Annotated in this window: 19 protein-coding genes; 8 read left to right on the top strand and 11 right to left on the bottom strand. The window is 41.9% G+C overall.

What is annotated here, in order from left to right; translation table 11 throughout:
- Position 1 precedes the first annotated feature (1 nt).
- Positions 2-766: a 2,4-dienoyl-CoA reductase gene (fadH, locus tag ACFVP7_RS08265; RefSeq protein ID WP_338733561.1), complete on the bottom strand. Its 765-nt coding sequence runs from the start codon at positions 764-766 to the stop codon at positions 2-4.
- 142 nt (positions 767-908) lie between these two features.
- On the opposite strand from fadH, the gene ACFVP7_RS08260 reads away from it, so the two are divergent.
- The 4 genes from ACFVP7_RS08260 (at position 909) to ACFVP7_RS08245 (ending at position 4,278) form a co-directional block, all read left to right on the top strand.
- On the top strand, positions 909-1,769 hold the full coding sequence (locus ACFVP7_RS08260; RefSeq protein ID WP_338733560.1) for a metallophosphoesterase: 861 nt from the start codon (positions 909-911) through the stop codon (positions 1,767-1,769).
- Between the two features lie 56 nt (positions 1,770-1,825).
- On the top strand, positions 1,826-2,320 hold the full coding sequence (locus ACFVP7_RS08255; protein ID WP_072174092.1) for a L,D-transpeptidase family protein: 495 nt from the start codon (positions 1,826-1,828) through the stop codon (positions 2,318-2,320).
- Positions 2,321-2,395: 75 nt separating this feature from the next.
- Positions 2,396-3,688 carry an MFS transporter gene (locus ACFVP7_RS08250; protein WP_003245267.1) on the top strand — a complete coding sequence of 431 codons (1,293 nt, stop codon included), beginning with the start codon at positions 2,396-2,398 and terminating at the stop codon, positions 3,686-3,688.
- A 125-nt stretch (positions 3,689-3,813) separates the two neighbouring features.
- Complete coding sequence (locus tag ACFVP7_RS08245; RefSeq protein WP_003232406.1) at positions 3,814-4,278, top strand: YkyB family protein; 465 nt, start codon at positions 3,814-3,816, stop codon at positions 4,276-4,278.
- A 43-nt stretch (positions 4,279-4,321) separates the two neighbouring features.
- Here ACFVP7_RS08245 and cheV read toward each other — a convergent pair whose 3' ends face one another.
- Positions 4,322-5,233 (bottom strand): chemotaxis protein CheV, encoded by a 912-nt coding sequence (gene cheV, locus ACFVP7_RS08240; RefSeq protein ID WP_014476655.1) that lies wholly within the window; start codon positions 5,231-5,233, stop codon positions 4,322-4,324.
- 202 nt (positions 5,234-5,435) lie between these two features.
- On the opposite strand from cheV, the gene ACFVP7_RS08235 reads away from it, so the two are divergent.
- Together ACFVP7_RS08235 and ACFVP7_RS08230 are read left to right on the top strand one after the other, a co-directional pair.
- Entirely contained in the window at positions 5,436-5,597 is a 162-nt protein-coding gene (locus tag ACFVP7_RS08235; RefSeq protein ID WP_014476654.1) for a hypothetical protein, read from the top strand.
- A gap of 201 nt (positions 5,598-5,798) precedes the next feature.
- Positions 5,799-6,980, top strand: coding sequence for an aminotransferase A (locus tag ACFVP7_RS08230; RefSeq protein WP_338733556.1), 1,182 nt, complete (start codon positions 5,799-5,801; stop codon positions 6,978-6,980).
- Between the two features lie 10 nt (positions 6,981-6,990).
- Here the strand turns inward: ACFVP7_RS08230 and kinA are convergent, their stop codons facing one another.
- Positions 6,991-8,811, bottom strand: a complete 1,821-nt coding sequence (gene kinA / locus ACFVP7_RS08225; protein ID WP_338733554.1) for a sporulation histidine kinase KinA — start codon at positions 8,809-8,811, stop codon at positions 6,991-6,993.
- 163 nt (positions 8,812-8,974) lie between these two features.
- Positions 8,975-11,089 carry a penicillin-binding protein 2 gene (locus ACFVP7_RS08220; RefSeq protein WP_338733552.1) on the bottom strand — a complete coding sequence of 705 codons (2,115 nt, stop codon included), beginning with the start codon at positions 11,087-11,089 and terminating at the stop codon, positions 8,975-8,977.
- Positions 11,090-11,425: 336 nt separating this feature from the next.
- Here ACFVP7_RS08220 and ACFVP7_RS08215 point away from each other — a divergent pair, with 336 nt between their 5' ends.
- The gene (locus tag ACFVP7_RS08215) at positions 11,426-12,199 is read left to right on the top strand and encodes a CAP domain-containing protein (RefSeq protein WP_024573418.1); all 774 of its coding nucleotides are present in this window, start codon (positions 11,426-11,428) and stop codon (positions 12,197-12,199) included.
- A gap of 38 nt (positions 12,200-12,237) precedes the next feature.
- Here the strand turns inward: ACFVP7_RS08215 and ACFVP7_RS08210 are convergent, their stop codons facing one another.
- On the bottom strand, positions 12,238-13,104 hold the full coding sequence (locus ACFVP7_RS08210; protein ID WP_021479395.1) for an NAD(P)-dependent oxidoreductase: 867 nt from the start codon (positions 13,102-13,104) through the stop codon (positions 12,238-12,240).
- 137 nt (positions 13,105-13,241) lie between these two features.
- Positions 13,242-15,209, bottom strand: a complete 1,968-nt coding sequence (mcpC, locus tag ACFVP7_RS08205; RefSeq protein ID WP_338733547.1) for a methyl-accepting chemotaxis protein McpC — start codon at positions 15,207-15,209, stop codon at positions 13,242-13,244.
- Positions 15,210-15,343: 134 nt separating this feature from the next.
- Between mcpC and ACFVP7_RS08200 the strand changes: the two genes are divergently transcribed.
- Entirely contained in the window at positions 15,344-16,045 is a 702-nt protein-coding gene (locus tag ACFVP7_RS08200; protein ID WP_338734145.1) for a GNAT family N-acetyltransferase, read from the top strand.
- Here the strand turns inward: ACFVP7_RS08200 and splB are convergent.
- The 5 genes from splB to ptsG form a co-directional block, all read right to left on the bottom strand.
- Positions 16,038-17,066, bottom strand: coding sequence for a spore photoproduct lyase (gene splB, locus ACFVP7_RS08195; protein WP_046380989.1), 1,029 nt, complete (start codon positions 17,064-17,066; stop codon positions 16,038-16,040). The two genes, ACFVP7_RS08200 and splB, sit on opposite strands and share 8 nt — an antisense overlap.
- Positions 17,067-17,143: 77 nt before the next feature.
- On the bottom strand, positions 17,144-17,383 hold the full coding sequence (gene splA / locus ACFVP7_RS08190; RefSeq protein ID WP_003218644.1) for a splAB operon transcriptional regulator SplA: 240 nt from the start codon (positions 17,381-17,383) through the stop codon (positions 17,144-17,146).
- A gap of 90 nt (positions 17,384-17,473) precedes the next feature.
- A complete protein-coding gene (gene ptsP, locus ACFVP7_RS08185; RefSeq protein ID WP_338733540.1) occupies positions 17,474-19,186 on the bottom strand; it encodes a phosphoenolpyruvate--protein phosphotransferase in 1,713 nt (570 codons plus the stop codon).
- Positions 19,186-19,452: a phosphocarrier protein HPr gene (locus tag ACFVP7_RS08180; protein WP_003154654.1), complete on the bottom strand. Its 267-nt coding sequence runs from the start codon at positions 19,450-19,452 to the stop codon at positions 19,186-19,188. Before ACFVP7_RS08180 ends, ptsP begins: the two co-directional genes overlap by 1 nt.
- A gap of 97 nt (positions 19,453-19,549) precedes the next feature.
- Positions 19,550-21,649 (bottom strand): PTS glucose transporter subunit IIABC, encoded by a 2,100-nt coding sequence (gene ptsG / locus ACFVP7_RS08175; protein ID WP_003244661.1) that lies wholly within the window; start codon positions 21,647-21,649, stop codon positions 19,550-19,552.
- Positions 21,650-21,785 lie beyond the last annotated feature (136 nt).

Here is a 21,785-nt window from a genome sequence, read left to right as displayed (position 1 = left end):
TTTAAAACGGATAAGGATTCAGCCATTGCCCCCCGTCCATTGTGATACAATCCCCGTTTATATAGGATGCTTCATCAGAAAGCAAAAACGCTGCCAAAGCGGCGATTTCCTCCGGTGTGCCCAATCGGCCGAGCGGCACACTGTTCATCGTGCGGGCCATCGCTTTTTCCGATTCAAATAGCTTCTCCGCACCACCTGTTCGTTCAATCGGTCCGGGGGCTATCGAGTTTGTGCGAATGCCGTATTTGCTCCCCCATTCAACGGCCAGCGTTCTTGTCAATGACAATACCCCCGCTTTGGCTGCAGCGGAATGAACGACCCCCGCTCCCGCTCCCCAAGCGTACGTGGCTGCCATATTTAAAATGACACCCTGCTGCTTCTGGTCAATCCAATGCCTTGCCGCTGCCTGGCTGCAAAAAAATGTGCCGTTTAAAACAATCTCAATAACGGCTTTCCATCCATTGGGCGTCAGCTTTTCTGCCGGACAAATGAAGTTTCCGGCCGCGTTGTTAATCAGCGCGTCAAGCCGGCCAAAGGCTTTTACCGCTTCTTTAATCATGTCTGAAGCGGCGGAATCGGAACGGACATCCATTTGAAAACAAGCGACCTGTCCCTCAAAGGTCTGAATTTCTTTTTTTGTTTCCTCAAGTGCCTCATGGTTCCTCCCTGTCACCATAACGTGCCACCCTAATTCAGCCTGTTTTTTTGCCATCGCTTTTCCCATGCCGCTTGACCCGCCGGTAATAATTACCGCCTTTTTTTCCATGTTTATCCCTCCAATTATGAATGAGTATTCATTCAATAATATTCTATCATTATATCCCTGCCTCTGTCAGCACATGCTCATATGAGATTTTTATCAGATACAGATGATATAATAGAAAAACTCTATTAAAGGTTGGTTTGAAATGAAAAAGATGTCCAGAAGACAATTTCTAAAAGGAATGTTCGGCGCTCTTGCTGCCGGGGCTTTAACGGCCGGCGGGGGATATGGCTATGCCAGGTATCTCGAGCCGCATATGATCGAGACAACCGAACACACAATAAAAAGCTCTCTCATCCCGCACGGATTTGACGGTTTTAAAATCGTGCAGTTCAGCGATGCACACTTGAGTGATTACTTTACTCTCGAAGATTTAAAAATTGTCATTCTTACAATTAATGAATCTAAACCTGATCTCATTGTTTTTACAGGTGATATTATCGATAATCCTGATACGTACCAGCACCACCAGGCAGTCATTCCATTATTGAGAAAGCTTAATGCTCCCTTCGGCAAGCTTTGTATTTACGGCAATCATGATCACGGAGGCTATGGAACTGCCGTTTACAAAAGCCTGATGACGGCCGGAGGTTTCACGGTATATCGCAATGGCTATCAAACATTGTCACTCGCAGATGGCAGCAAAATCGAAATTGCTTCGCTTGATGACTTAATGCTGGGAAACCCAGATTATGAAGGCACGCTTTCAAGGCTGAGCGACAGACTTTTTTCCATTCTTCTCGTCCATGAACCTGATGCGGCCTTGAAAACAACAGATTATCCCGTGAACCTTCAGCTTTCCGGCCATACACACGGCGGCCAGATTCAGCTGCCTTTTTACGGACCGATTATTACGCCTCCATATGGAAAAGTCTACACAGAGGGAATGTATCAAACGGGCAGCACTCATATTTACGTAAACCGAGGCCTCGGGATGACCAGGCTGCCTTTGCGGTTTCTGGCCAAGCCTGAAATCACTGTCTTCACCTTAAAAAGCACAAATTAATGTAGCAGGATGGGCTCCTCATCAATACTTATAAGTAAAAAAGGAGGATGAGGAAACTGCTTACGTACCAGGTGAAGCAAGGCGATACACTGAACAGCATCGCGGCTGATTTCAGAATCAGCACGGCTGCATTACTCCAGGCTAATCCGTCACTGCAGGCAGGGCTCACCGCGGGACAGTCCATAGTCATCCCCGGACTGCCGGACCCTTATACAATTCCGTATCATATCGCAGTCTCAATCGGAGCGAAGACCCTTACGCTGTTCCTAAATAATCGGGTAATGAAAACCTATCCCATCGCCGTTGGTAAAATACTAACGCAAACGCCTACTGGCGAGTTTTACATTATTAACCGCCAGCGCAATCCCGGCGGCCCATTTGGCGCTTATTGGCTGAGCCTTTCAAAGCAGCACTACGGAATACATGGGACGAATAATCCCGCTTCGATTGGTAAGGCTGTTTCTAAAGGCTGCATTCGCATGCATAACAAAGACGTGATCGAACTTGCTTCAATTGTGCCAAACGGAACAAGAGTCACGATTAACCGGTAATGTTTTCTTATTTGTTTCAAAAACAGGCGGTTTATAATATGATAAAGTGGGACCTTTAGGGTAAGGAGCGTTTTTATGGATATATTTAAAAATCGTAATTTTGTTCGTCTATTTTTCGCAGCACTCGCTTCTCAAATGGGCACGACAGTAGGCAACATGGCCTTTGCTTTTTTTTTGCTGGACCGATTCAGCAGCCAGCCTTCATATACGACCTTGGCGGAGCTGATGTATTCTCTTCCTACCATATTTGTATTTCTGATCGTGGGAGTCGTCGCGGACCGGTTTGACAGAAAAAAGGTGGCAGAAAATTGTGATTGGATCAGAGCAGGCCTGACTGTCGTGCTTTTTTTCACTTTATTTACCGGCAATATTCCTCTTGTTTTTTGTATCTTATTTATCAGAAGCGCTGTAACAAAGTTTTTCTTTCCGGCAGAAAACAGTTTGGTACAAGCCATTCTGCCGAAGGAGCATTATGCGAAAGCGGCAGGACTTAATCAGATGCTTTTTAGCATTTTTATGGTGTTTGGAGTCGGTATAGGCGCGTTTATGTACAACACAATCGGTATTGAAGGCGCCATTATTCTTGATTTTGTCAGCTTTATCATTTCCGGGCTGCTGATCCGCAGCTGCCGGATTCCAAAAGAAGCCCGACAGCCAAACGGTGCATTCAGCTGGAGAAAGACTTCTGTTAAGGATTCAATAAATGACTTTAGAGAAGGCATCCTCTATATTTTAAAAAACAAATTGCTGGCATCTCTTATTTTTGGCTTCTTCATTTTTGGATTTGTCAATGGAGGATTCGCCGTATTGCCTATGTTTACAATGAAATATGGATTGGCGCCTGACCGTTATGAGTGGCATACGTCTGTATTTACGATCGCACTCGGGTTTGGGCTTCTGGCAGGAAGCGTAATCGGCACGCTCATCTCAAAAAAAGTGAAGCCGCACTTTTTAATGTCGATACCGATTTTCATTGCAGGTTTGCTGATCTTCGTCCTCGGCTACACCAATATTTTATGGGTGTATTACGCGGCAGCTTTTGCACTGGGAATGTGTATCGGACCGATCAACATTGCAATCGGAGGGTGGATGCCAAAAATTGTTCATCCAAAACTGATGGGACGTGTAAGCGGCATGCAGGACCCTTTTATGATGTTTGCACAGTCTTTGACACTTGGCTTAGTCGCGCTGTTATTCCCTAAGTTTGTTTCAAACATTGATTATCTTTATTACGGCATGGGTGTTATTATCCTGCTCGTTTTTATTTTTTATTTTATTGCACTGCCAAAATACAGTGCTCAGGCTGTGGAAGTGAATGTTCAGGAAGCATTTCAAGAACAGCCGAAAAAGAAGGCAAGATCTGTATAATACAGGTTAAAAATGCGCTTTTTTTCTTAGAAAAAAGCGCATTTTTACATTCAATATTTGCATTTCAACTTTAAAAAAGTATAATCTAAACATATAGAAATTGATAAGAGCAAAGGAGAGAAATAATGGACGACCATGCATATACGAAAGATCTGCAGCCAACCGTAGAAAATCTTTCAAAAGCAGTTTACACTGTGAACCGCCATGCAAAAACCGCCCCCAACCCTAAATACCTATATCTGCTGAAAAAACGGGCTTTGCAAAAGCTTGTCAAAGAAGGTAAAGGAAAGAAAATAGGGCTTCATTTTTCAAAAAATCCAAGGTTCAGCCAACAGCAATCGGACGTGCTTATCTCAATCGGAGACTACTATTTTCACATGCCTCCAACTAAAGAAGACTTCGAACATCTTCCGCATTTAGGTACACTTAATCAATCGTACCGAAATCCTAAAGCTCAAATGTCTTTAACAAAAGCGAAACACCTATTGCAAGAATATGTCGGCATGAAAGAAAAGCCGCTAGTGCCAAATCGCCAGCAGCCAGCTTACCATAAACCGGTCTTTAAAAAACTTGGCGAGAGTTACTTTTAAAATAAAAACAGCCGTGCCTCTTTCTGGCAACGGCTGTTTTTATTTATTCAATAACATACGTATCCACTTTTTTAATCAAATCACTGATCTCAGGCTTGCTGATTTGCTCATCTGCGCCTACAACTTCGCCGCGGTGACGCAGATCATCCGTAATTAACGATGAGAAAATCATAACCGGCACATCTGAGCTTTTCGGATTTTCTTTCAGCAGCTTTGTGAGCCTGTGTCCGTCCATTTTTGGCATTTCAATATCAGTGATGATCATATCAATCTGTTCTGATAAATCAGTTTCGTTTTCAGCAAGGTTCATTATGTATTCATATGCCTCTTTTCCATTTTCAAACGAAGCGATATTGTTGTACCCTGCTTCTTTTAATTCATCCTGCAAGAGGCGCATCAAAAGCGGTGAGTCCTCTACAATGATAAGCTTTTTATCAGTTCTTCTTTCATCGAAGCCCTCGGTATGCATATTATACGTGTCAACACCTGAATCTGATTCAATGTCATAAATAATTTTTTCATAGTCAGGCAAAAAGATCATCAGGTCTTCGAGCTTAATAATCCCGGTAAGGTGCCGCTCCATTCCTTGATTTAACGATGTCGGCTTTTCAATCGCTTCCCAGGATACTCTGTGAATTTGAGAAACAGAGCCGACATGAAAAACAATTTTCCGTTTATTAAATTCAGTCACGATATATTTCTCATCTTTTGATCCTTCAGGCTCTACTCCAAAAAATGAGAAGAGACTGATCACAGGGAGGATTTCTCCTCTGAGTTTAATCATTCCTTCTACATGCTGATGGGAGTGAGGCACTGATGTCACCTCGACAGGCTGAATAATTTCTCTTACCTTCATGACGTTAATTCCGAAAGCATTTTCACCCACGCCAAACTTCACAATTTCTAATTCATTTGTACCAGAATCCAATAAAATTTCGTATTGTTGTAACGACAATTCAATCCCTCGCTATTCGCATTCAGTATTGTACTGTATATATCGGCGTAATTTGTAAAAAGTGAATGGCAGCTCTTCAAAATCGAATTCCGAAGGCAACAAGCCCGTTCCTCAAAAAAGAAACTTTTTTCCTAATAACCATTGACTTTCCAACTAACAGTGATAAAATAGTCAAGGATTTTTCCAAAGAAGGGTGTAAATAATGGGTACCTTAGTAATATTTAAAGAAAACGAAATGACTGTTTTAGAGGATATCAGTGAAGAAACTTACCTGAATATGAAGAAAGAATCAGCTGACCTTCGAGAAGAGCATCCTCCGTATCTGATTTGGCACGAAGACCTTCATTTTGATTATGGCTATTAATGAAATTGGCACATATAAACAATAATAGAACATGATACAATAAAGACAATCAAATCGCTGGTTGTCTTCTTTTTTTCTGAAAAGAAAGGTATGTTTAGAAAAAAGGCGCATACAATCGAAATATATCAGTTAAAAAGGTGACAAATGATCAGCTAGTGGTAAAATAGGATAAACTCATTATATTTGTTAAGGTGATGAATTATGGAACATTTGCTGAATCCGAAAGCAAGAGAGATCGAAATTTCAGGAATACGCAAATTCTCGAATCTTGTAGCCCAACACGAAGACGTCATTTCACTTACAATCGGCCAGCCTGATTTTTTCACACCGCATCATGTGAAAGCTGCCGCAAAAAAAGCCATTGATGAAAACGTGACGTCATATACTCCGAATGCCGGCTACCTGGAGCTGAGACAAGCTGTGCAGCTTTATATGAAGAAAAAAGCGGATTTCAACTATGATGCTGAATCTGAAATTATCATCACAACAGGCGCAAGCCAAGCCATTGATGCTGCATTCCGGACGATTTTATCTCCCGGTGATGAAGTCATTATGCCAGGGCCTATTTATCCGGGCTATGAACCTATTATCAATTTGTGCGGGGCCAAGCCTGTCATTGTTGATACTACGTCACACGGCTTTAAGCTTACCGCCCGGCTGATTGAAGATGCTCTGACACCCAACACCAAGTGTGTCGTGCTTCCTTATCCGTCAAACCCTACCGGCGTGACTTTATCTGAAGAAGAGCTGAAAAGTATCGCAGCTCTTTTAAAAGGCAGAAATGTCTTCGTATTGTCTGATGAAATATACAGTGAATTAACATATGACAGACCGCATTACTCCATCGCAACCTATTTGCGGGATCAAACGATTGTCATTAACGGGTTATCAAAATCACACAGCATGACCGGTTGGAGAATTGGATTTTTATTCGCACCGAAAGACATCGCAAAGCACATTTTAAAGGTTCATCAATACAATGTGTCATGTGCCTCATCCGTTTCTCAAAAAGCCGCGCTTGAAGCTGTCACAAACGGTTTTGACGATGCACTAATTATGAGAGAACAATACAAAAAACGTCTGGATTATGTATATGACCGTCTGGTTTCCATGGGAATTGACGTTGTTAAACCGTCGGGTGCGTTTTATATCTTCCCTTCTATTAAATCCTTTGGAATGAGTTCATTTGATTTTAGTATGGCTCTTTTGGAAGACGCTGGCGTGGCACTCGTGCCGGGCAGCTCGTTCTCAACATATGGTGAAGGATATGTAAGATTGTCTTTTGCGTACTCGCTGGACACACTGAGAGAAGGCTTGGACCGTTTAGAATTATTTGTATTAAAAAAACGTGAAGCAATGCAGACGATAAACAACGGCGTTTAAGCCGTTGTTTTTATTTTTTTGGAAATGAAATTTTAAACGCTGTGCCTTTTTCAGGATGGCTGTCCACATGTATGACTCCCTGATGGTTTTCAATGATATTAAATGTCACCATTAATCCAAGCCCCGTACCTTTTTCTTTTGTTGTTAAAAATGGCTCTCCAATCCGGTTTAGTACCTTTTCAGGTATACCTTCCCCTTCGTCTTTGACAGTAACATGAACAGAATGCTCATCTTCGGTTATGATAATGTCTACTGTTCCCCCATCAGGCATTGATTCAACTGCATTTTTGATTAAATTAATGAATACCTGCTTTAATTGGTTTTGATCCCCGTTTATATAAATGCTGTCTTTTTCATAACTTGTTCTGATAAAAATGCCATTTAAATTCGCCTGCGTTTCTAACAGGGCTGAAACCTCACCAATTAATTTTTTCAAGTTCAAATATTCTTTGACAGCATTTTGCTGAGGTTTCGCCAGCATGAGCAGTTCACTGAGTATTAATTCGATACGGCTGAGTTCAGAAAACACAATATCAAAGTAATGTTCGTTGCCTTCCATTGTCGGTTTCATCAGCTGTAAAAATCCTTTGATCGCTGTAAGAGGGTTGCGGATCTCATGGGCGATTCCCGCCGCGAGCTGCCCTGCGATTGATAATTTTTCCGATTTCAGCATCAATTCTTCTGTTTGTTTTCTCTCTGAGATGTCCCGAAGAATGACCTGGACGGCCGCTTCACCAAAAAAGGTCGTCGGAATGCAGACCATCTCCGTATAGATGACCCTGTTCTGAAAGGTGAACCAGGATTGCTTGACAATTTCAGATTCTGATTTTTGCTCGGCAATGTTTTGGATTCTCTCTTTTACATCCTCGTGATCGCAAGGATGCAGCTGATCGTATATGTTTTTGCCAATTAAATCCTCATATGTAGCCGCTTCAAACAGGGAAATTCCAGACTCATTCATAAATACCCATTTTCCATTGTGAATCACCGCAATGGTATCAATGGAATTTTGAATCAGCAGCTGATATCGTTCACGGCTTTTTTGCAGGATGGTTTGGAATTTCTTCCTTGAAGAGATATCGATCAGCAGCAGCAGCTCAGCCTGCTGGTTTTTGTAGACGGCCGGGGATGCTTTCACTTCTAAATGAACAGGTGTGCCATCAAGCCTTTTCCACGTCTGTTCAATCATTCCGACTTCCATTCCTTTTTGCATTCGTATAATCCTGTTTTTCACGATATCATGATATTCTTCTTCAATAAATTCATAGGACCATTTACCAATAATAGCATCCTTGCTTTTGGCTCCCAGCATTGAGAGCATCGCGCTGTTTACATAGACGATCTTGCCTTTGACACTGATGCATAGCGGACTCGGGAGATTTTCAACCAACCGTTCATAATCATCCGTTATATATGTAGTCGATTCCGGGCTTGCAGGTTCGATTTCATGTTTTTCGCAGTTTAGGGATTGATGGCCTGTTTCTTCTTCAAGAACCTTCATTTTCAAAATGATTTCCCGTTCTGTCCGCTCAGCTCTTGTCGTAACAATTTCTACCGCAGCCTCCACCCACACAATCGTATGATCTTTTTTAATAAAACGAAAGGTGCACGGCATCAGATGATGTTCATTATAAAAATAGCTTTCAACCAAAAATTGGTCTTCCTCATGCAGAAACGTTTTGAGGAATGATCCGATCATCTCTCCTTGGAGATAGCCCAAATGCAGTTTGGAGTTGGCAGATATATAAATGATGCGTCCATTCGAGGCCAAGACTGCATGAATATCGGTTTTTGTTTGAAGTGGTTTAACATGCTGCGTATCCTGTTCCACAGAATCCCTCCTTTGCATGATTATCGTGTTTCGACATATACAGATTGACTTTTACCTAGTATGATTCGCTAGAAAATGAGTATTCTCCTTCTATTCTTATGGTGAACGTCAATTTTTGAATAAAAGAAAGGGCACACAATCTTTTAGTTGTGCACCCTGTTTTTTATTTTTTACTGTGTTTTTTTTCGAGCTCTGCATAGGCGTGGATAGCTCTTTTGGCAATAATTTTATTGATCTTATCATCATCATCTACTGATGGAACAACAACACTAAAGGCCACTTTTGTTTTTTTCGACGGGTAATAGCCGACAAAAGTCAGATTGTATGTTTTTTTCCCCCACCAGTTGCGATTCGTGCCGTAGTAAAATGTTTCCGCTGTTCCCGTTTTCCCTGATACATCTTCTGTAAACGTATTTTTAGCTGTCCCTGAAGAAGTGACTAATTTCATGCCTGTTTGTACTTGTTTCAAATCGCTCTCTGAATTATTAATCTTATTGAGTACTTTAGGTTTCCTATGTTCAATCGCCTTACCCAGCTGGTCTTTTTTTCCTGGCTCATGAATACTTGTAACGATTCTAGGCTGAACACGATAGCCACCATTGGCGATTACTGAGATGTATTGAGCCATTTGAAGCGGTGTGTATGTATCGTATTGGCCAATTGCTAAGTCTAAAATTAATCCTCCTACAGTTTTAGGTGTGGTTTGCATTCCGGCTGATTCCTGCGGGAGATCGATACCTGTCTTTACTCCCAGACCAAACTGGCTGTAATAGTTTCTCATTTTCAGTAGATCGTTCTGATCAGCCGGGAGAGATCCATGCGGCTTGTATGTTACGCCTGCAATATGCATGGCAACATTGAACATATATACGTTTGAACTTTTTTGCAATGCGGTTAATTCATTGATGGTTCCCATATTAGTATAAGATTTTTTTATAAGATTCGTTCCTAAAAGCATTGGAGCATCGACATAATATTTATAATGCGGAATTCCGTCCTGATAGCCGGCTAGCACGGTGGCCCCCTTTACTGCTGATCCCATTTCATATTGGGTGGTAAATGCCCCTATCGCATAATCTTCAATTTTGTTGGTTTTTAAATCTATCTTTTTCCCTGCCATCGATAAAATATCGCCGTTATTCGGGTCCATCATCACGACAAAGGCTCTGTCAAGCATGTAATTTCCGCGTGCACGGCTGTTTCTTACTTCTTCTTCAATGATCTTTTCTACCTTTGCCTGAAGCTCCATGTCAAAAGAAAGCTGAAGATCGTATCCCCTGCTGCCTTTATCAATGGTTTTTTGGCTGACGACATTTCCTTTATTATCTTCTACGTATTCCACTTTTTCTTTATGCGAATTTAAATATTCTTCATATTGATACTCTAAATAACTTTTTCCCACCCTGTCATTATTCGCATAGCCTCTTGTTAAGTAGAAATCTTTCCGGTCGCTCAGCAGGCCCTGATCAGGTGTCGTGACGCCCCCGAAAACAGAATAAAGGGTTTTGTCATAAGGATATTTTCGTGTCCAATCGTTTACGATATCGATTCCCGGAAGTTCTTCTAAATGCTCAGAAACAATGGAAATTTCATCATATGTTAAGTCATTTTTTGGTCTTTGCGAGGAGTTTTTCTTCTCATCAAGCAGCGCTCCGTTTTTTCCATTGCTATTGCTCTTATTTGGATTCATTGCCTTTACGATTTGAGGTTCGTAAGCATTTCCGCTTGAAAACCTTGTATATATCGCAGCAGTTTCCATTTCTTCGTCATCTTGCTGAATAGCCTTTAATTCTTGATCCGGAACACGCTCTATTTGAAGCTTGTAAGCCTGGTCTCCTTTCAGATTGCTTTCTGATTCCTTAAGCAGAGCGGCGGCTTTTTTCGGATGAGCTGCGATCCAGTAATCACGAAGATCCCTTTCCTTCAAAAATTCGGTATCAATATGAATGAAAGAAGCAAGCCGCTTCGCTGTTTTGATTTTATCTTCTGTTTTTGTGCTAGATGTTGATACATACACAATTTCTGGAACGCTCTGGTTATCGACAGCAACTTTCTGATTTCTGTCGTACATCTTCCCGCGAGGCGCAGGATAGTAAGCTGTTTTTGCATTTGATTTCTCAGCGTCTTCTTCATGCTGTTCGCCTTCAACAATTTGAACAACCCCGAGCTTAAAAATTAATGCAGTGAATAGAACAAAGACAGCTAGGAAAAAAAGGTTCATTCTGATTGCTCTGTTTCCTTTGCTCTTTTTCTTTGGTTCACGTCCTATTTCAGTCACTTCTGGTTACCCCTCTCAAATCATTCAATATATTTACATATACTGAGATTAATTGTAACACCTTTGTAATAGTTGTTACAGCGAAAAGGAGTAAAAAAAGCTGTCAATATAAAAACACATTAAAATATAACTAACGGTTCAAAAAAAAGGAAGATATGTAACGGTACGATAAAATCATATATACCGCTGATTCCCTTATTCTTAGTGATTCAACGGATTTACTTTACGAAAATGACAATCTCTATTTGTCAAAGGAAAGTGCTGGAACCTTTATGACAAAAAAGCTATGTTATGATTTTTCTGTAGAAACAAACAACTCTAGGAGGTTACGAACTAATGAAGAAAGCATTTATTTTATCTGCTGCCGCTGCGGTTGGATTATTCACATTCGGGGGCGTACAGCAAGCATCAGCGAAAGAACTCTCCTGCCAGCCTGTGGTTACAGTAAAAACGGGGAACACAGTACAAAACATGTCACTTAACGATGCAGTGAAAAAGCTGCATATTAACACAAATATCAAAACGTTAAACGCTGCAAACGAAAAAGAGATTAAGCAGCTTCTTCAAAAACATGCGAAGCAATCTAACGTGAAAGTTCAGGATGTTCAAAAGACAGAAACGGCAAAACCTGCACAAAAGACTACTGAAAAAGCAGCTGCTGATCAAAACACTGCTTCTAAAGCACCTGCAACTGCTGAAAAAACAAACACAACAACATCTGCACCTTCATCTGTAAGTGCATATGAGAAAAAAGTTGTTGAACTTACAAATGCAGAAAGACAAAAACAAGGATTAAAGCCGCTTCAAATTGATGAAACGTTAAGCAAATCTGCACGCGCAAAATCTCAGGATATGAAGGACAAAAACTACTTTGATCACCAAAGCCCAACATACGGCTCACCGTTTGATATGATGAAATCTTTCGGAATCAGCTACAAAACAGCAGGTGAAAACATTGCGAAGGGCCAAAAGACACCAGAAGAAGTAGTAAAAGCTTGGATGAACAGTGAAGGACACAGAAAAAACATTCTAAACCCTAACTTTACTCACATCGGTGTTGGCTACGTTGAGTCTGGAAGCATCTGGACACAACAATTCATCGGAAAATAATAAAAAAAGATTGCCTGTTTCATACAGGCAATCTTTTTTTATTTCACCCAAAGCTTATATATACTCTGTGTTCCGCTGTTTTCTTCACCTTGAGCAGCTAGCTTGTCATATAAGGATTTTGCGAGCGACAAGCCTGGCATTTCTTCCCCCATTAATTCTGCTTCCTCTAGTGCAATTCCCATATCCTTAATAAAATGCTTCACATAAAATCCCGGTTCAAAGTTGCCTTGCAGCATACGGGGAGCAAGATTTGACAATGACCAGCTTCCGGCTGCGCCCGTTGTGATGCTTTTCAGAACATTTTCCGGCTCTAGGCCTGATTTTTGAGCATAAGCCATCGCTTCAGCAACACCGATCATACCGGCTGCAATTGCAATCTGATTGCACATCTTGGTATGCTGTCCGCTTCCAGCCGGTCCTTGATACTGAATATTCTCTCCCATTAAAGAGAAAATCGGCATGCAGGCTTCAAAAGCTTCTTTTTCTCCACCGACCATAATCGCGAGTGTTCCGTTTTGTGCACCGACGTCTCCACCGGAAACAGGAGCGTCTAAAGCGAACAATGCTTTTTCTTTGGCCGCTTCAGCAATCTTCTTCGCAAGCGAAGGCTTAGATGTCGTCATATCAATAAGATATGCGCCTTCTTTTGCGTTTTCAATAATTCCATTGCTTTCAAAATACACTTCCTCAACATCACTGGGATAGCCGACCATTGTGATGATAACATCCGCTTCTTTCGAAAGATCTTTGACCGTATCTTTCCAGATCGCGCCTTTTTGAAGTATGCTTTCTGCTTTTTCTTTTGTCCGGGTGTACACCAAAACAGGGTGGCCGTCATTCAGAATATGTGATGCCATGCTCTTTCCCATCACTCCAAGACCGATAAAACCAATTGTTTTTTTCAAGGTCATTCCTCCCAGATGTTTCGTTTAGATTTTAGTTAAAATTTATCATTTTTCCTTCATTTTCTAGACTACCATATCTATTCATCTTATAAAACAAAAAATCCCCAAAACAAATGATGTTTGGGGATGTAATTGGATTACAATGTGAATTTTGCAATTGTGTTCATAAGCTCTTGGCTTGCATGTTTTAGTGTTTCCGTTGAGTGTTTGACTTTATCAAGGGTGACAAGCTGTTCATCGGTTGATGCGTTCACTTCCTCTGCTGCGGCAGCTGATTCCTGTGATATGGCTGAAATGCTTTGAATAGCTTCAGATATCGCAAGCTGTTCTTCACTCATTCTTTGAATTTCCGCGTAAATGTGATCAATACCTTGTACCAGTGACTGCATTTCTGCAGTTATCGTATTTAATACCTCTCCAGTTTCGTGAATGGCACTATTTTGTTCATCATTCATTCTGCTTGCCTCAACCATTGCGTGAGAGGCCTCTTTTGTCTCAAGCTGGATAAGCTTCACAGTCTCGCTGATATGCTTTGTAGAAAGGGCTGATTGCTCAGCTAACTTCCGCACTTCATCGGCTACGACGGCAAAACCGCGCCCGCTTTCTCCGGCTCTGGCTGCCTCAATACTGGCATTTAAGGCAAGCAAGTTGGTTTGATCAGATATGTTTGAAATCGCTGTAACGACTTCTTCAATATTCTTAGTTTGATTTTCCAAATCCAGCAGCATCGTTTCAACCTTTTTCGTTTCCATATTGGCTTCGTTTGATTTCATCAGCAGTTGGCCGAGCGCGTCAAGTCCTTTATAGCTTGCATCCTCGGACGATTTAGAGCGTTCTTTAATTCCGCCTGCCTCCTCAGCGATTTGCCTGATTTTCGTTGACAGGCTTTCCGATTTTTCATTAATGGTTTCAACTTCAGAAGCCTGTTCCGATGCCCCTGCGGCTACTTCTTCAATCGCTTTTGCAATTTGTCCGCTTGTTTCATTAGTTTCGGCAGCGACAGCCGTTAGTTGTTCAGAGGTGTCAGATACTTTCCCTGAAGAGAGTCTCACTTGCTCAACCATTTCCTTCATATTTTCAACCATCAGATTGAAATCTCTTGTTAAAATACCGACTTCATCCTTAGATTTTGATTCCGCGCGCACTGTTAAATCGCCTGCGGAAACAGCTTTCGTTTTTACGATCAGCTGCTGTATCGGACCGGTTATCGTTTTGGCCAGGAAGTAGCTGAGAATAATTGTTATGATAAGCGCAATCAATGATATCCAAAGATTTGCCCGATTCATTTTATCTGAAATCCACATTAATTGATCGGTATCAAACTGCGTTCCGACCTTCCAGCCCGTTTCGCCAATCGTTTGGTACACAACCATTTTCCCATTCACATCTTGTATCCCTTGTTTCTCGGATGCGATGGTTTGCAGTGTTTGATCCTTTGATATATTTTTTCCTTGATTTGACGGATGGGCTAAAAGATTGCCGCTCGCATCAGCTAAAAAGGCAAATCCTTTGTAAGGCACCTTTTGTTTATTGACCATACTCTGGATAGCAGAGAGTTTCAAGTCATAGCTGGCAACCCCTATCACTTTTTGCCCGTCTAAGATCGCTTTCGATGCAGTAACAATCATGTCTCCTGTCACGACATCTTTATAAGGTTCCGTCCAAACAACTTGATCCGGGGTTTCAGCTGCAAGCTTATACCATGGTCTTGATGTTGGATCGTAATCCTCAGCGAAATCCGCTTTTGGATATGTAAACATTTCTTTTTTTGCGGTGCCTATGTAAGCCATCGCAACATAATCATCGTTGTCTTTGATTTGCTTAATGTCATCGTGAAACAGCCGAGCAGCTTCTTTACTTGGTTTCGTTACAAATGTATGCGTTAATTCCCCATTAGCCAATCTTGATAACGAAATGGCATAACTCTTTAATTGCAATTCAATATTTTGTTCAAGTGACTGCGTCACGTTTTGAGTTGTATTTTTCCCATCCTCTGTAATCATCGGTTTTAGCGTCAAATAAGAAGACAGCATTAAAAGAACAACTGTGATGATTAACATAATCGAAACAAAAACAGCAATCTTCATGTGAAGTTTTTTAAACAAACCAATCCCCTCCTAATTTCTATATCGGCCCTTTCGTTTGAAAAATGAATAATCAAAAAATAAATTATAAGAAAATCGGAATATATTTACTGAAAATTCAATCTTCGTTATAATGAAACAACATAAGGAGAGTGATGATCATACTAAAACAAATGTATGTGCATGACGGCAGAAAATTTGAGGCTCTGACCATTAGAAACTACACTGAGACTGACATCGAGAGGCTGATTTCTCTTCAAGAAGAATGTTTCCCTCCTCCGTTTCCCCAGGAATTGCTGTGGTCAGAGGACCAGCTTGCCAGCCATATCAAAACCTTTCCGGAAGGCGCTTTATGCGCGCTCATCAATGGCAGAATTATCGGTTCCATGACTGCTCTTATTGTACAATTTGAGCCTGATTCTCCTGATCATACATGGGCACAAGCAACTGACAACGGATCGATTAAAAATCATGAACCTCATGGAAATACTTTATATGTAGTGGATATTTCTGTTTCTCCTCATTATCGAAAGCTTGGAATCGGAAAATGGCTGATGAATACGATGTATGAGCTGACTGTTGATAAAAGACTGGAACGCCTTCTCGGCGGCGGCCGCATTCCTTTGTATCATAAATACGCACACGAGATCAGCGCTGTTCAGTACGTTGAAGATGTGATGGAAGGCAGGAAAAACGACCCTGTGCTGTCCTTTCTCCTCCGTTGCGGGCGTTCACCTATTCGTGTAGTCAGCAATTATGTAGAGGATAAAGCATCATTGAATTACGGCGTTTTGATGGAATGGAAAAATCCTTTTTATAAAAAGAGAGCTGTTGATCACAACAGCCCGTTTAAGTGAAATATTCAATTTTCGCGTTAGGGAAAAAGGTATCAATATAGGATTCAAGTGCTTCTCGAAGTGTATGCTCTTCGTCTTTCTGATAAATATATTTTCCGATCCCGTAACGGCCCCATTTATAACGGCGCTTTTCTTCATCTAATTCGAGCTTCGTCTTCGGATAATTTTTCTCTATCACTCGTTTGGCCGGTTTTGTAAAACGGTGTTGAATTAATTCAAACGTTATGTCATGTCTAACGTCCTGCGGCAAAGCAGCATCAAGCTTTTCAAACAGATGTCTGTATCCTTCTTCCCAGCCTTCATGAATATAAATCGGAGCAACAATAAAGCCTAGCGGGTAGCCTGCTTTTGCAACTTTTACTGCCGCTTCTATCCGCTTATCAAGAGGTGAAGTTCCCGGCTCAAAGTTTTTAATCACATAGTCGGCATTAATACTGAATCTAAATCTCGTTTTCCCGTTATGCTTTGCGTCTAATAGGTGATCGACATGATGAAATTTCGTTACAAATCGGAGCTTTCCGAGATCACTTTGGCCAAAATGTTCAATGGCGCGCTTCAGCGTGTGTGTCAGATGATCAATTCCTACAATGTCTGACGTACATGATGCTTCGAACCTTGTGAACTCTGGTGCGCGCTCCTTCATATACTTATCTGCCTGATCCAAAATCTCTTCGACGTTTACATAAGTTCTGATATACGGCTTTGATCCCATGGTTGTTTGCAGGTAGCAGTAATGACAATGCCCCATACAGCCTGTTGCAAACGGAATGGCATATTCGGCCGAGGGTTTGGATGAATCAAACTTTAATGTTTTCCGGACACCGATAACTAAAGTTGATTTCGCATTGCGATATTGCTGAAGATGATTTTTCCCAGGAATATTACGCACCTGATTGTGGGATGTTGTTTCTCTGATTTCAATGCCCATATTCTCAAATTTATCTTGTAATTCTTGGCCTAGCGGATATTCCAGCGCCCTCGGTTCTATATATACAAGCTGCGGAACAAATGGGTTCTGCATGATGCCACATCCTTTTCCTTTACTAACGTTACTTTTCTCACTAGGCGGAAAGGATATGAGTTGTAATGATTTCCTTGTTACTCATACGGATCAATATCAAAGAGTTCTTTGTAAAGCGATTTAGCTTCTTCATAGCTTGCAAACACAGCATCGTCCTCTGCGAACGGATGATAGGTTTCATAAATAAACAGGGAAAGCTCGCCTTCATGGTATGGATGGTGCACAATTTCGGCTTCCTTTATGTGGGCTACATTGGCGGCGTGCGGATTTCTGTAGATCACATAAACAGTATCTCCTGCGTTAAATTGGTTTGACATACTATCCCTCCTAGCCATGTTATTGTGTCCTTCTATACCCTTACTTATGAAAAAAACCAGACAGGCCGGAGGCCGTCTGGTTTTTGTACATTACTTGAATGTTTCTTTTACGAACGCGATAACTTCTTCTGTCGTGCTCATAGATAAGATTTTCTCTTTGAATGACTCAGCTTCTTGTTTAGACAATTTGCTGATCTGTGTTCTTGCCGGAAGAATAGACGTTGCGCTCATTGAGAACTCATCTAAGCCTAAGCCGAGAAGGATTGGAATCGCAATCTCGTCTCCTGCCATTTCTCCGCACATGCCAACCCATTTTCCTTCTTTGTGTGCTGCTTCAATTACCAGTGTAATTAAGCGAAGGATTGCCGGGTTGTATGGCTGATACAGGTAAGATACACGTTCATTCATACGGTCAGCTGCCATTGTGTATTGGATCAAATCGTTTGTTCCGATACTGAAGAAATCAACCTCTTTAGCAAACTGATCAGCGATGACTGCAGTTGACGGAATCTCAACCATCATTCCGACTTCAATATCGTCAGATACAGCCTGTCCCGCTTTTACGAGCTTTTCTTTCTCTTCAAGAAGGATCGCTTTTGCTTCTTTGAATTCGTTAACTGTCGCAATCATAGGGAACATGATTTTCAAGTTTCCGTATGTACTTGCACGAAGCAGCGCGCGAAGCTGTGTTCTGAAGATTTCTTGCTCTTCAAGGCAAAGACGAATCGCTCTATATCCCAGGAACGGGTTCATTTCTTTAGGAAGCTGCAGGTAAGGAAGCTCTTTGTCTCCGCCGATATCAAGTGTCCGCACGACGACTGATTTTCCTTCCATACGCTCAAGAACCGTTTTGTAAGCATCAAACTGCTCATCTTCTGTAGGCAGCTGATCTCTTCCCATGTAAAGGAATTCTGTACGGTAAAGGCCAACTGCTTCTCCGCCGTTTTCAAGAACACCTTTTACATCATCAGGAGTACCGATGTTCGCTGCAAGCTCTACATGATGTCCATCTTTTGAGACAGTCGGTTCATTGACAAGCTTCGCCCACTCAGCTTTTTGAGCCAAATAAGCATTATGTTTTTCTTCATACTCTTTTACAGTTTCCGCAGATGGGTCAATAATGACATCGCCATTGATACCGTCAACGATAACAGTCACGCCGTTTTGGATCGTGCCTGTAGCCGCTTTCGTTCCAACAACTGCTGGAATCTCAAGAGAACGTGCCATGATGGCAGAGTGAGATGTGCGTCCGCCGATATCAGTAGTGAATCCTTTTACGAACTCACGGTTTAATTGAGCTGTGTCAGACGGTGTTAAGTCTTCAGCGACAATAATAACCTCTTCTGAGATCATGCTTGGGTTTGGAATTTCGACGCCAAGCAGGTGGCCGGTTACGCGTTTTGTTACATCGCGGATATCTGCCGCACGCTCTTTCATATATTCGTTGTCCATAGATTCAAACATGGTAACGAACATAGAAGACGTTTCTTTTAAAGCGAATTCAGCGTTCACTGAATCAGTGCTGATTTTTTCTTTCACAGGGTTCAGAAGCTCAGGGTCACTGAGAACTAAAAGGTGAGCAGAAAAAATATCAGCTTTATCCTGACCCAGTTCTTTCAAAGCGTGCTCTTTGATTTTTTCGAGCTCTTCTTTTGAACGTGCAATCGCTTCATCAAAACGGCTTACTTCCGCTTCAGAATCAGAGATGTTTTTCTTTTCAACCGTTAAATCTGGCTCTTCAAGCCGGTATGCTTTTGCAATCGCGATGCCGGCTGAAGCACCAATCCCTTTTAATTCTTGCATTACTCGCCGAGTCCTTCGCTTTTCATTGTTTCTTCTAAAGCGTTAAGAGCATCGTTTTCGTCAGCTCCGGAAGCAGAGATTGTGATCTCAGCGCCTTTAGCGATACCTAAAGACATAACACCCATAATAGATTTAAGGTTAACTGTTTTGCCGTTATATTCTAAATTAACGTCAGCGTCGTATTTGCTAGCAGTTTGTACAAGAACTGTCGCAGGACGAGCATGGATTCCAGAATCTGCAGTTACTTTAAATGTTTTTTGTGCCATTTTTATCATTCTCCTTTTAACTTAAAGCTTTATTACTTCACAATATTATATCATACAACCGTACTTGTCATCTGACAAGCACGGCGTACTAACACCCTTATTTTTCAATCTTCACAATATCTTCTTGTTCTCTGTTGACTGAACCGCTTGCTTTAATGCTGACTGTTTCTCCTTCAGCAAGGTTTGTAAATACAATCGGTGTCATGAGAGATGGTACATTCGGTTTGACTGCATCCAGATCAACTTCAAGAAGTTTTTGTCCAGGCTCAACACGGTCTCCTTCTGATACGAAAGACGTAAATCCTTCGCCCTTCAGGCTGACGGTATCAATACCAAAGTGGATTAAAATTTCTCTTCCGCCGTCGGATTGCAGGCCGATCGCATGTTTCGTCGGGAACACATTTAGAATTTTTCCGCGAACCGGTGATACGACAATTCCTTCAGAAGGGAGAATCGCAAAACCGTCACCCATCATTTTCCCTGAGAAGACTTGGTCAGGAACATCCGTAATCGGGTGAATTTCCCCGGTAATCGGAGAAACGAAAACTTCCTCGCCGATTTCATTTTGCAGCGGTTCTGCAATCACTTCCTCAACCTGCTGGCCTACTTCCTCTTGAGCAGATGTTTTCGGTTCAGGTCTAGGCTTGCGTCCCGCAATAATGTCTTGCATTTGTGTTTTTAACCCGTCAGAACGCGGTCCGAAAATAGCCTGAATGTTGTTGCCGACTTCCAGCACTCCGGAAGCGCCAAGCTGTTTCAGACGGTCTTTATCAACCTTTTTCTGATCGTTTACAGTCACACGCAGACGAGTGATACAAGCATCAAGGTGTTTGATGTTTTCCTGGTCACCCATTGCCTGCAGAATCTCATAAGGAAGATCCCCTGCTTCACCTGTTTTCCCAGGTGCTGCTGTTTCTTCCGCAGCATCCTCGCGTCCAGGTGTTTTCAGATTAAATTTGCGGATGGCAAATCGGAATCCGAAGTAGTAAATGACCGCTAACCCTAAGCCGACAGGGATGACAAGCCACCATGCCGTCCGGTTCGGTAAAATACCGAATAGGAAGTAGTCAATTAAACCGCCGGAGAATGTCATACCAATCTTAACATTCAACAGCTGCATGACCATGAATGAAAGTCCCGCAAACAAACAGTGAATCGCAAACAGGACTGGAGCAACGAATAAGAAAGAAAATTCCAATGGCTCTGTGATCCCCGTTAAGAAGGATGTCAAGGCCGCTGAACCCATAATACCTGCAACAAGTTTTTTGTTTTGCGGTTTTGCTTCATGATAAATGGCAAGCGCCGCAGCAGGCAGACCGAACATCATAAATGGATATTTACCTGTCATGAACGTACCTGCCGTTAACTGTACGCCGTCTTTAATCTGCGCCATAAAGATACGCTGATCCCCGCGGATGATTTCTCCTGCTGCACTCTTATAGCTGAAGAATTCATACCAGAACGGCGAATAGAAAATGTGGTGCAATCCGAATGGGATAAGCGAACGTTCAATCACCCCGAAGATAAATGCAGCAAGGGTTGGATTCGCTTCCACTAATCCTGTTGAAAAGGCATTCAATCCATGCTGGATCGGAGGCCAGATCACTAACATAATAAGACCCAGAATCAGTGCAGAAATTGACGTAACAATTGGAACGAAACGTTTACCCGCAAAGAAACCAAGGTATTGCGGCAGTTCAATTGTGTAAAATCTGTTAAACAATAATGCAGCTAACACACCGACGATAATACCGCCGAACACCCCTGTCGCCAAGGTAGGTATACCAAGCATGTTTACATATGCAGGATGGTTTTCCGTAAAGAACTTGGCTCTTTCAACTGAATCCGAAGGAATGGTTCCGTTTGCAAGAAGAACCGCACTCATGGATACATTCATTACAAGATAACCGATAATTGCTGCAATCCCTGCAACTCCATCACCGTTGGCAAGCCCGATGGCTACACCTACTGCGAAAAGAAGCGGAAGGTTATCGAAAACAATCTGCCCAGCGCTTTCCATCACACCTGCTACAAGCTGAACATTGTCATTGCTCAAGAAATGCAGGACCTGAATCATGTCCTTATTTTGCATCGCATTCCCGATCGCAAGCAAAATCCCCGCAGCCGGAAGGATCGCAACTGGAAGCATAAGCGCACGCCCAATTTTTTGAAGAACGCCGAATAATGCTTTAAACATAAGAATTGACCTCCTCTTTTTACTAGTCTGACCTTACAGCTAAAAATCATGACAACGAATTCACAGGCGTAAGTCTTCCAGTTTAACCGTTTACATTTGCCCTTTTACACAACAAAAAGGCATGAGCAAAATTGGG

It is taken from the genome of Bacillus sp. SG20033, from assembly GCF_044570195.1.
Lineage (GTDB): Bacteria > Bacillota > Bacilli > Bacillales > Bacillaceae > Bacillus > Bacillus subtilis.
The sequence above is the reverse complement of the archived record's forward strand: the minus strand, read 5'-3'. Positions and strand labels throughout refer to the sequence as shown.

What these genes read in the sequence shown, in the direction of transcription:
- fadH (WP_338733561.1), bottom strand. Translation starts at nt 766, where the DNA reads ATGGAAAAAAAGGCGGTAATTATTACCGGCGGGTCAAGCGGCATGGGA.
- ACFVP7_RS08260 (WP_338733560.1), top strand. Translation starts at nt 909, where the DNA reads ATGAAAAAGATGTCCAGAAGACAATTTCTAAAAGGAATGTTCGGCGCT.
- ACFVP7_RS08250 (WP_003245267.1), top strand. Translation starts at nt 2,396, where the DNA reads ATGGATATATTTAAAAATCGTAATTTTGTTCGTCTATTTTTCGCAGCA.
- ACFVP7_RS08245 (WP_003232406.1), top strand. Translation starts at nt 3,814, where the DNA reads ATGGACGACCATGCATATACGAAAGATCTGCAGCCAACCGTAGAAAAT.
- ACFVP7_RS08235 (WP_014476654.1), top strand. Translation starts at nt 5,436, where the DNA reads ATGGGTACCTTAGTAATATTTAAAGAAAACGAAATGACTGTTTTAGAG.
- ACFVP7_RS08230 (WP_338733556.1), top strand. Translation starts at nt 5,799, where the DNA reads ATGGAACATTTGCTGAATCCGAAAGCAAGAGAGATCGAAATTTCAGGA.
- ACFVP7_RS08215 (WP_024573418.1), top strand. Translation starts at nt 11,426, where the DNA reads ATGAAGAAAGCATTTATTTTATCTGCTGCCGCTGCGGTTGGATTATTC.
- ACFVP7_RS08200 (WP_338734145.1), top strand. Translation starts at nt 15,344, where the DNA reads ATGATCATACTAAAACAAATGTATGTGCATGACGGCAGAAAATTTGAG.
- splB (WP_046380989.1), bottom strand. Translation starts at nt 17,066, where the DNA reads ATGCAGAACCCATTTGTTCCGCAGCTTGTATATATAGAACCGAGGGCG.
- splA (WP_003218644.1), bottom strand. Translation starts at nt 17,383, where the DNA reads ATGTCAAACCAATTTAACGCAGGAGATACTGTTTATGTGATCTACAGA.
- ptsP (WP_338733540.1), bottom strand. Translation starts at nt 19,186, where the DNA reads ATGCAAGAATTAAAAGGGATTGGTGCTTCAGCCGGCATCGCGATTGCA.
- ACFVP7_RS08180 (WP_003154654.1), bottom strand. Translation starts at nt 19,452, where the DNA reads ATGGCACAAAAAACATTTAAAGTAACTGCAGATTCTGGAATCCATGCT.
- ptsG (WP_003244661.1), bottom strand. Translation starts at nt 21,649, where the DNA reads ATGTTTAAAGCATTATTCGGCGTTCTTCAAAAAATTGGGCGTGCGCTT.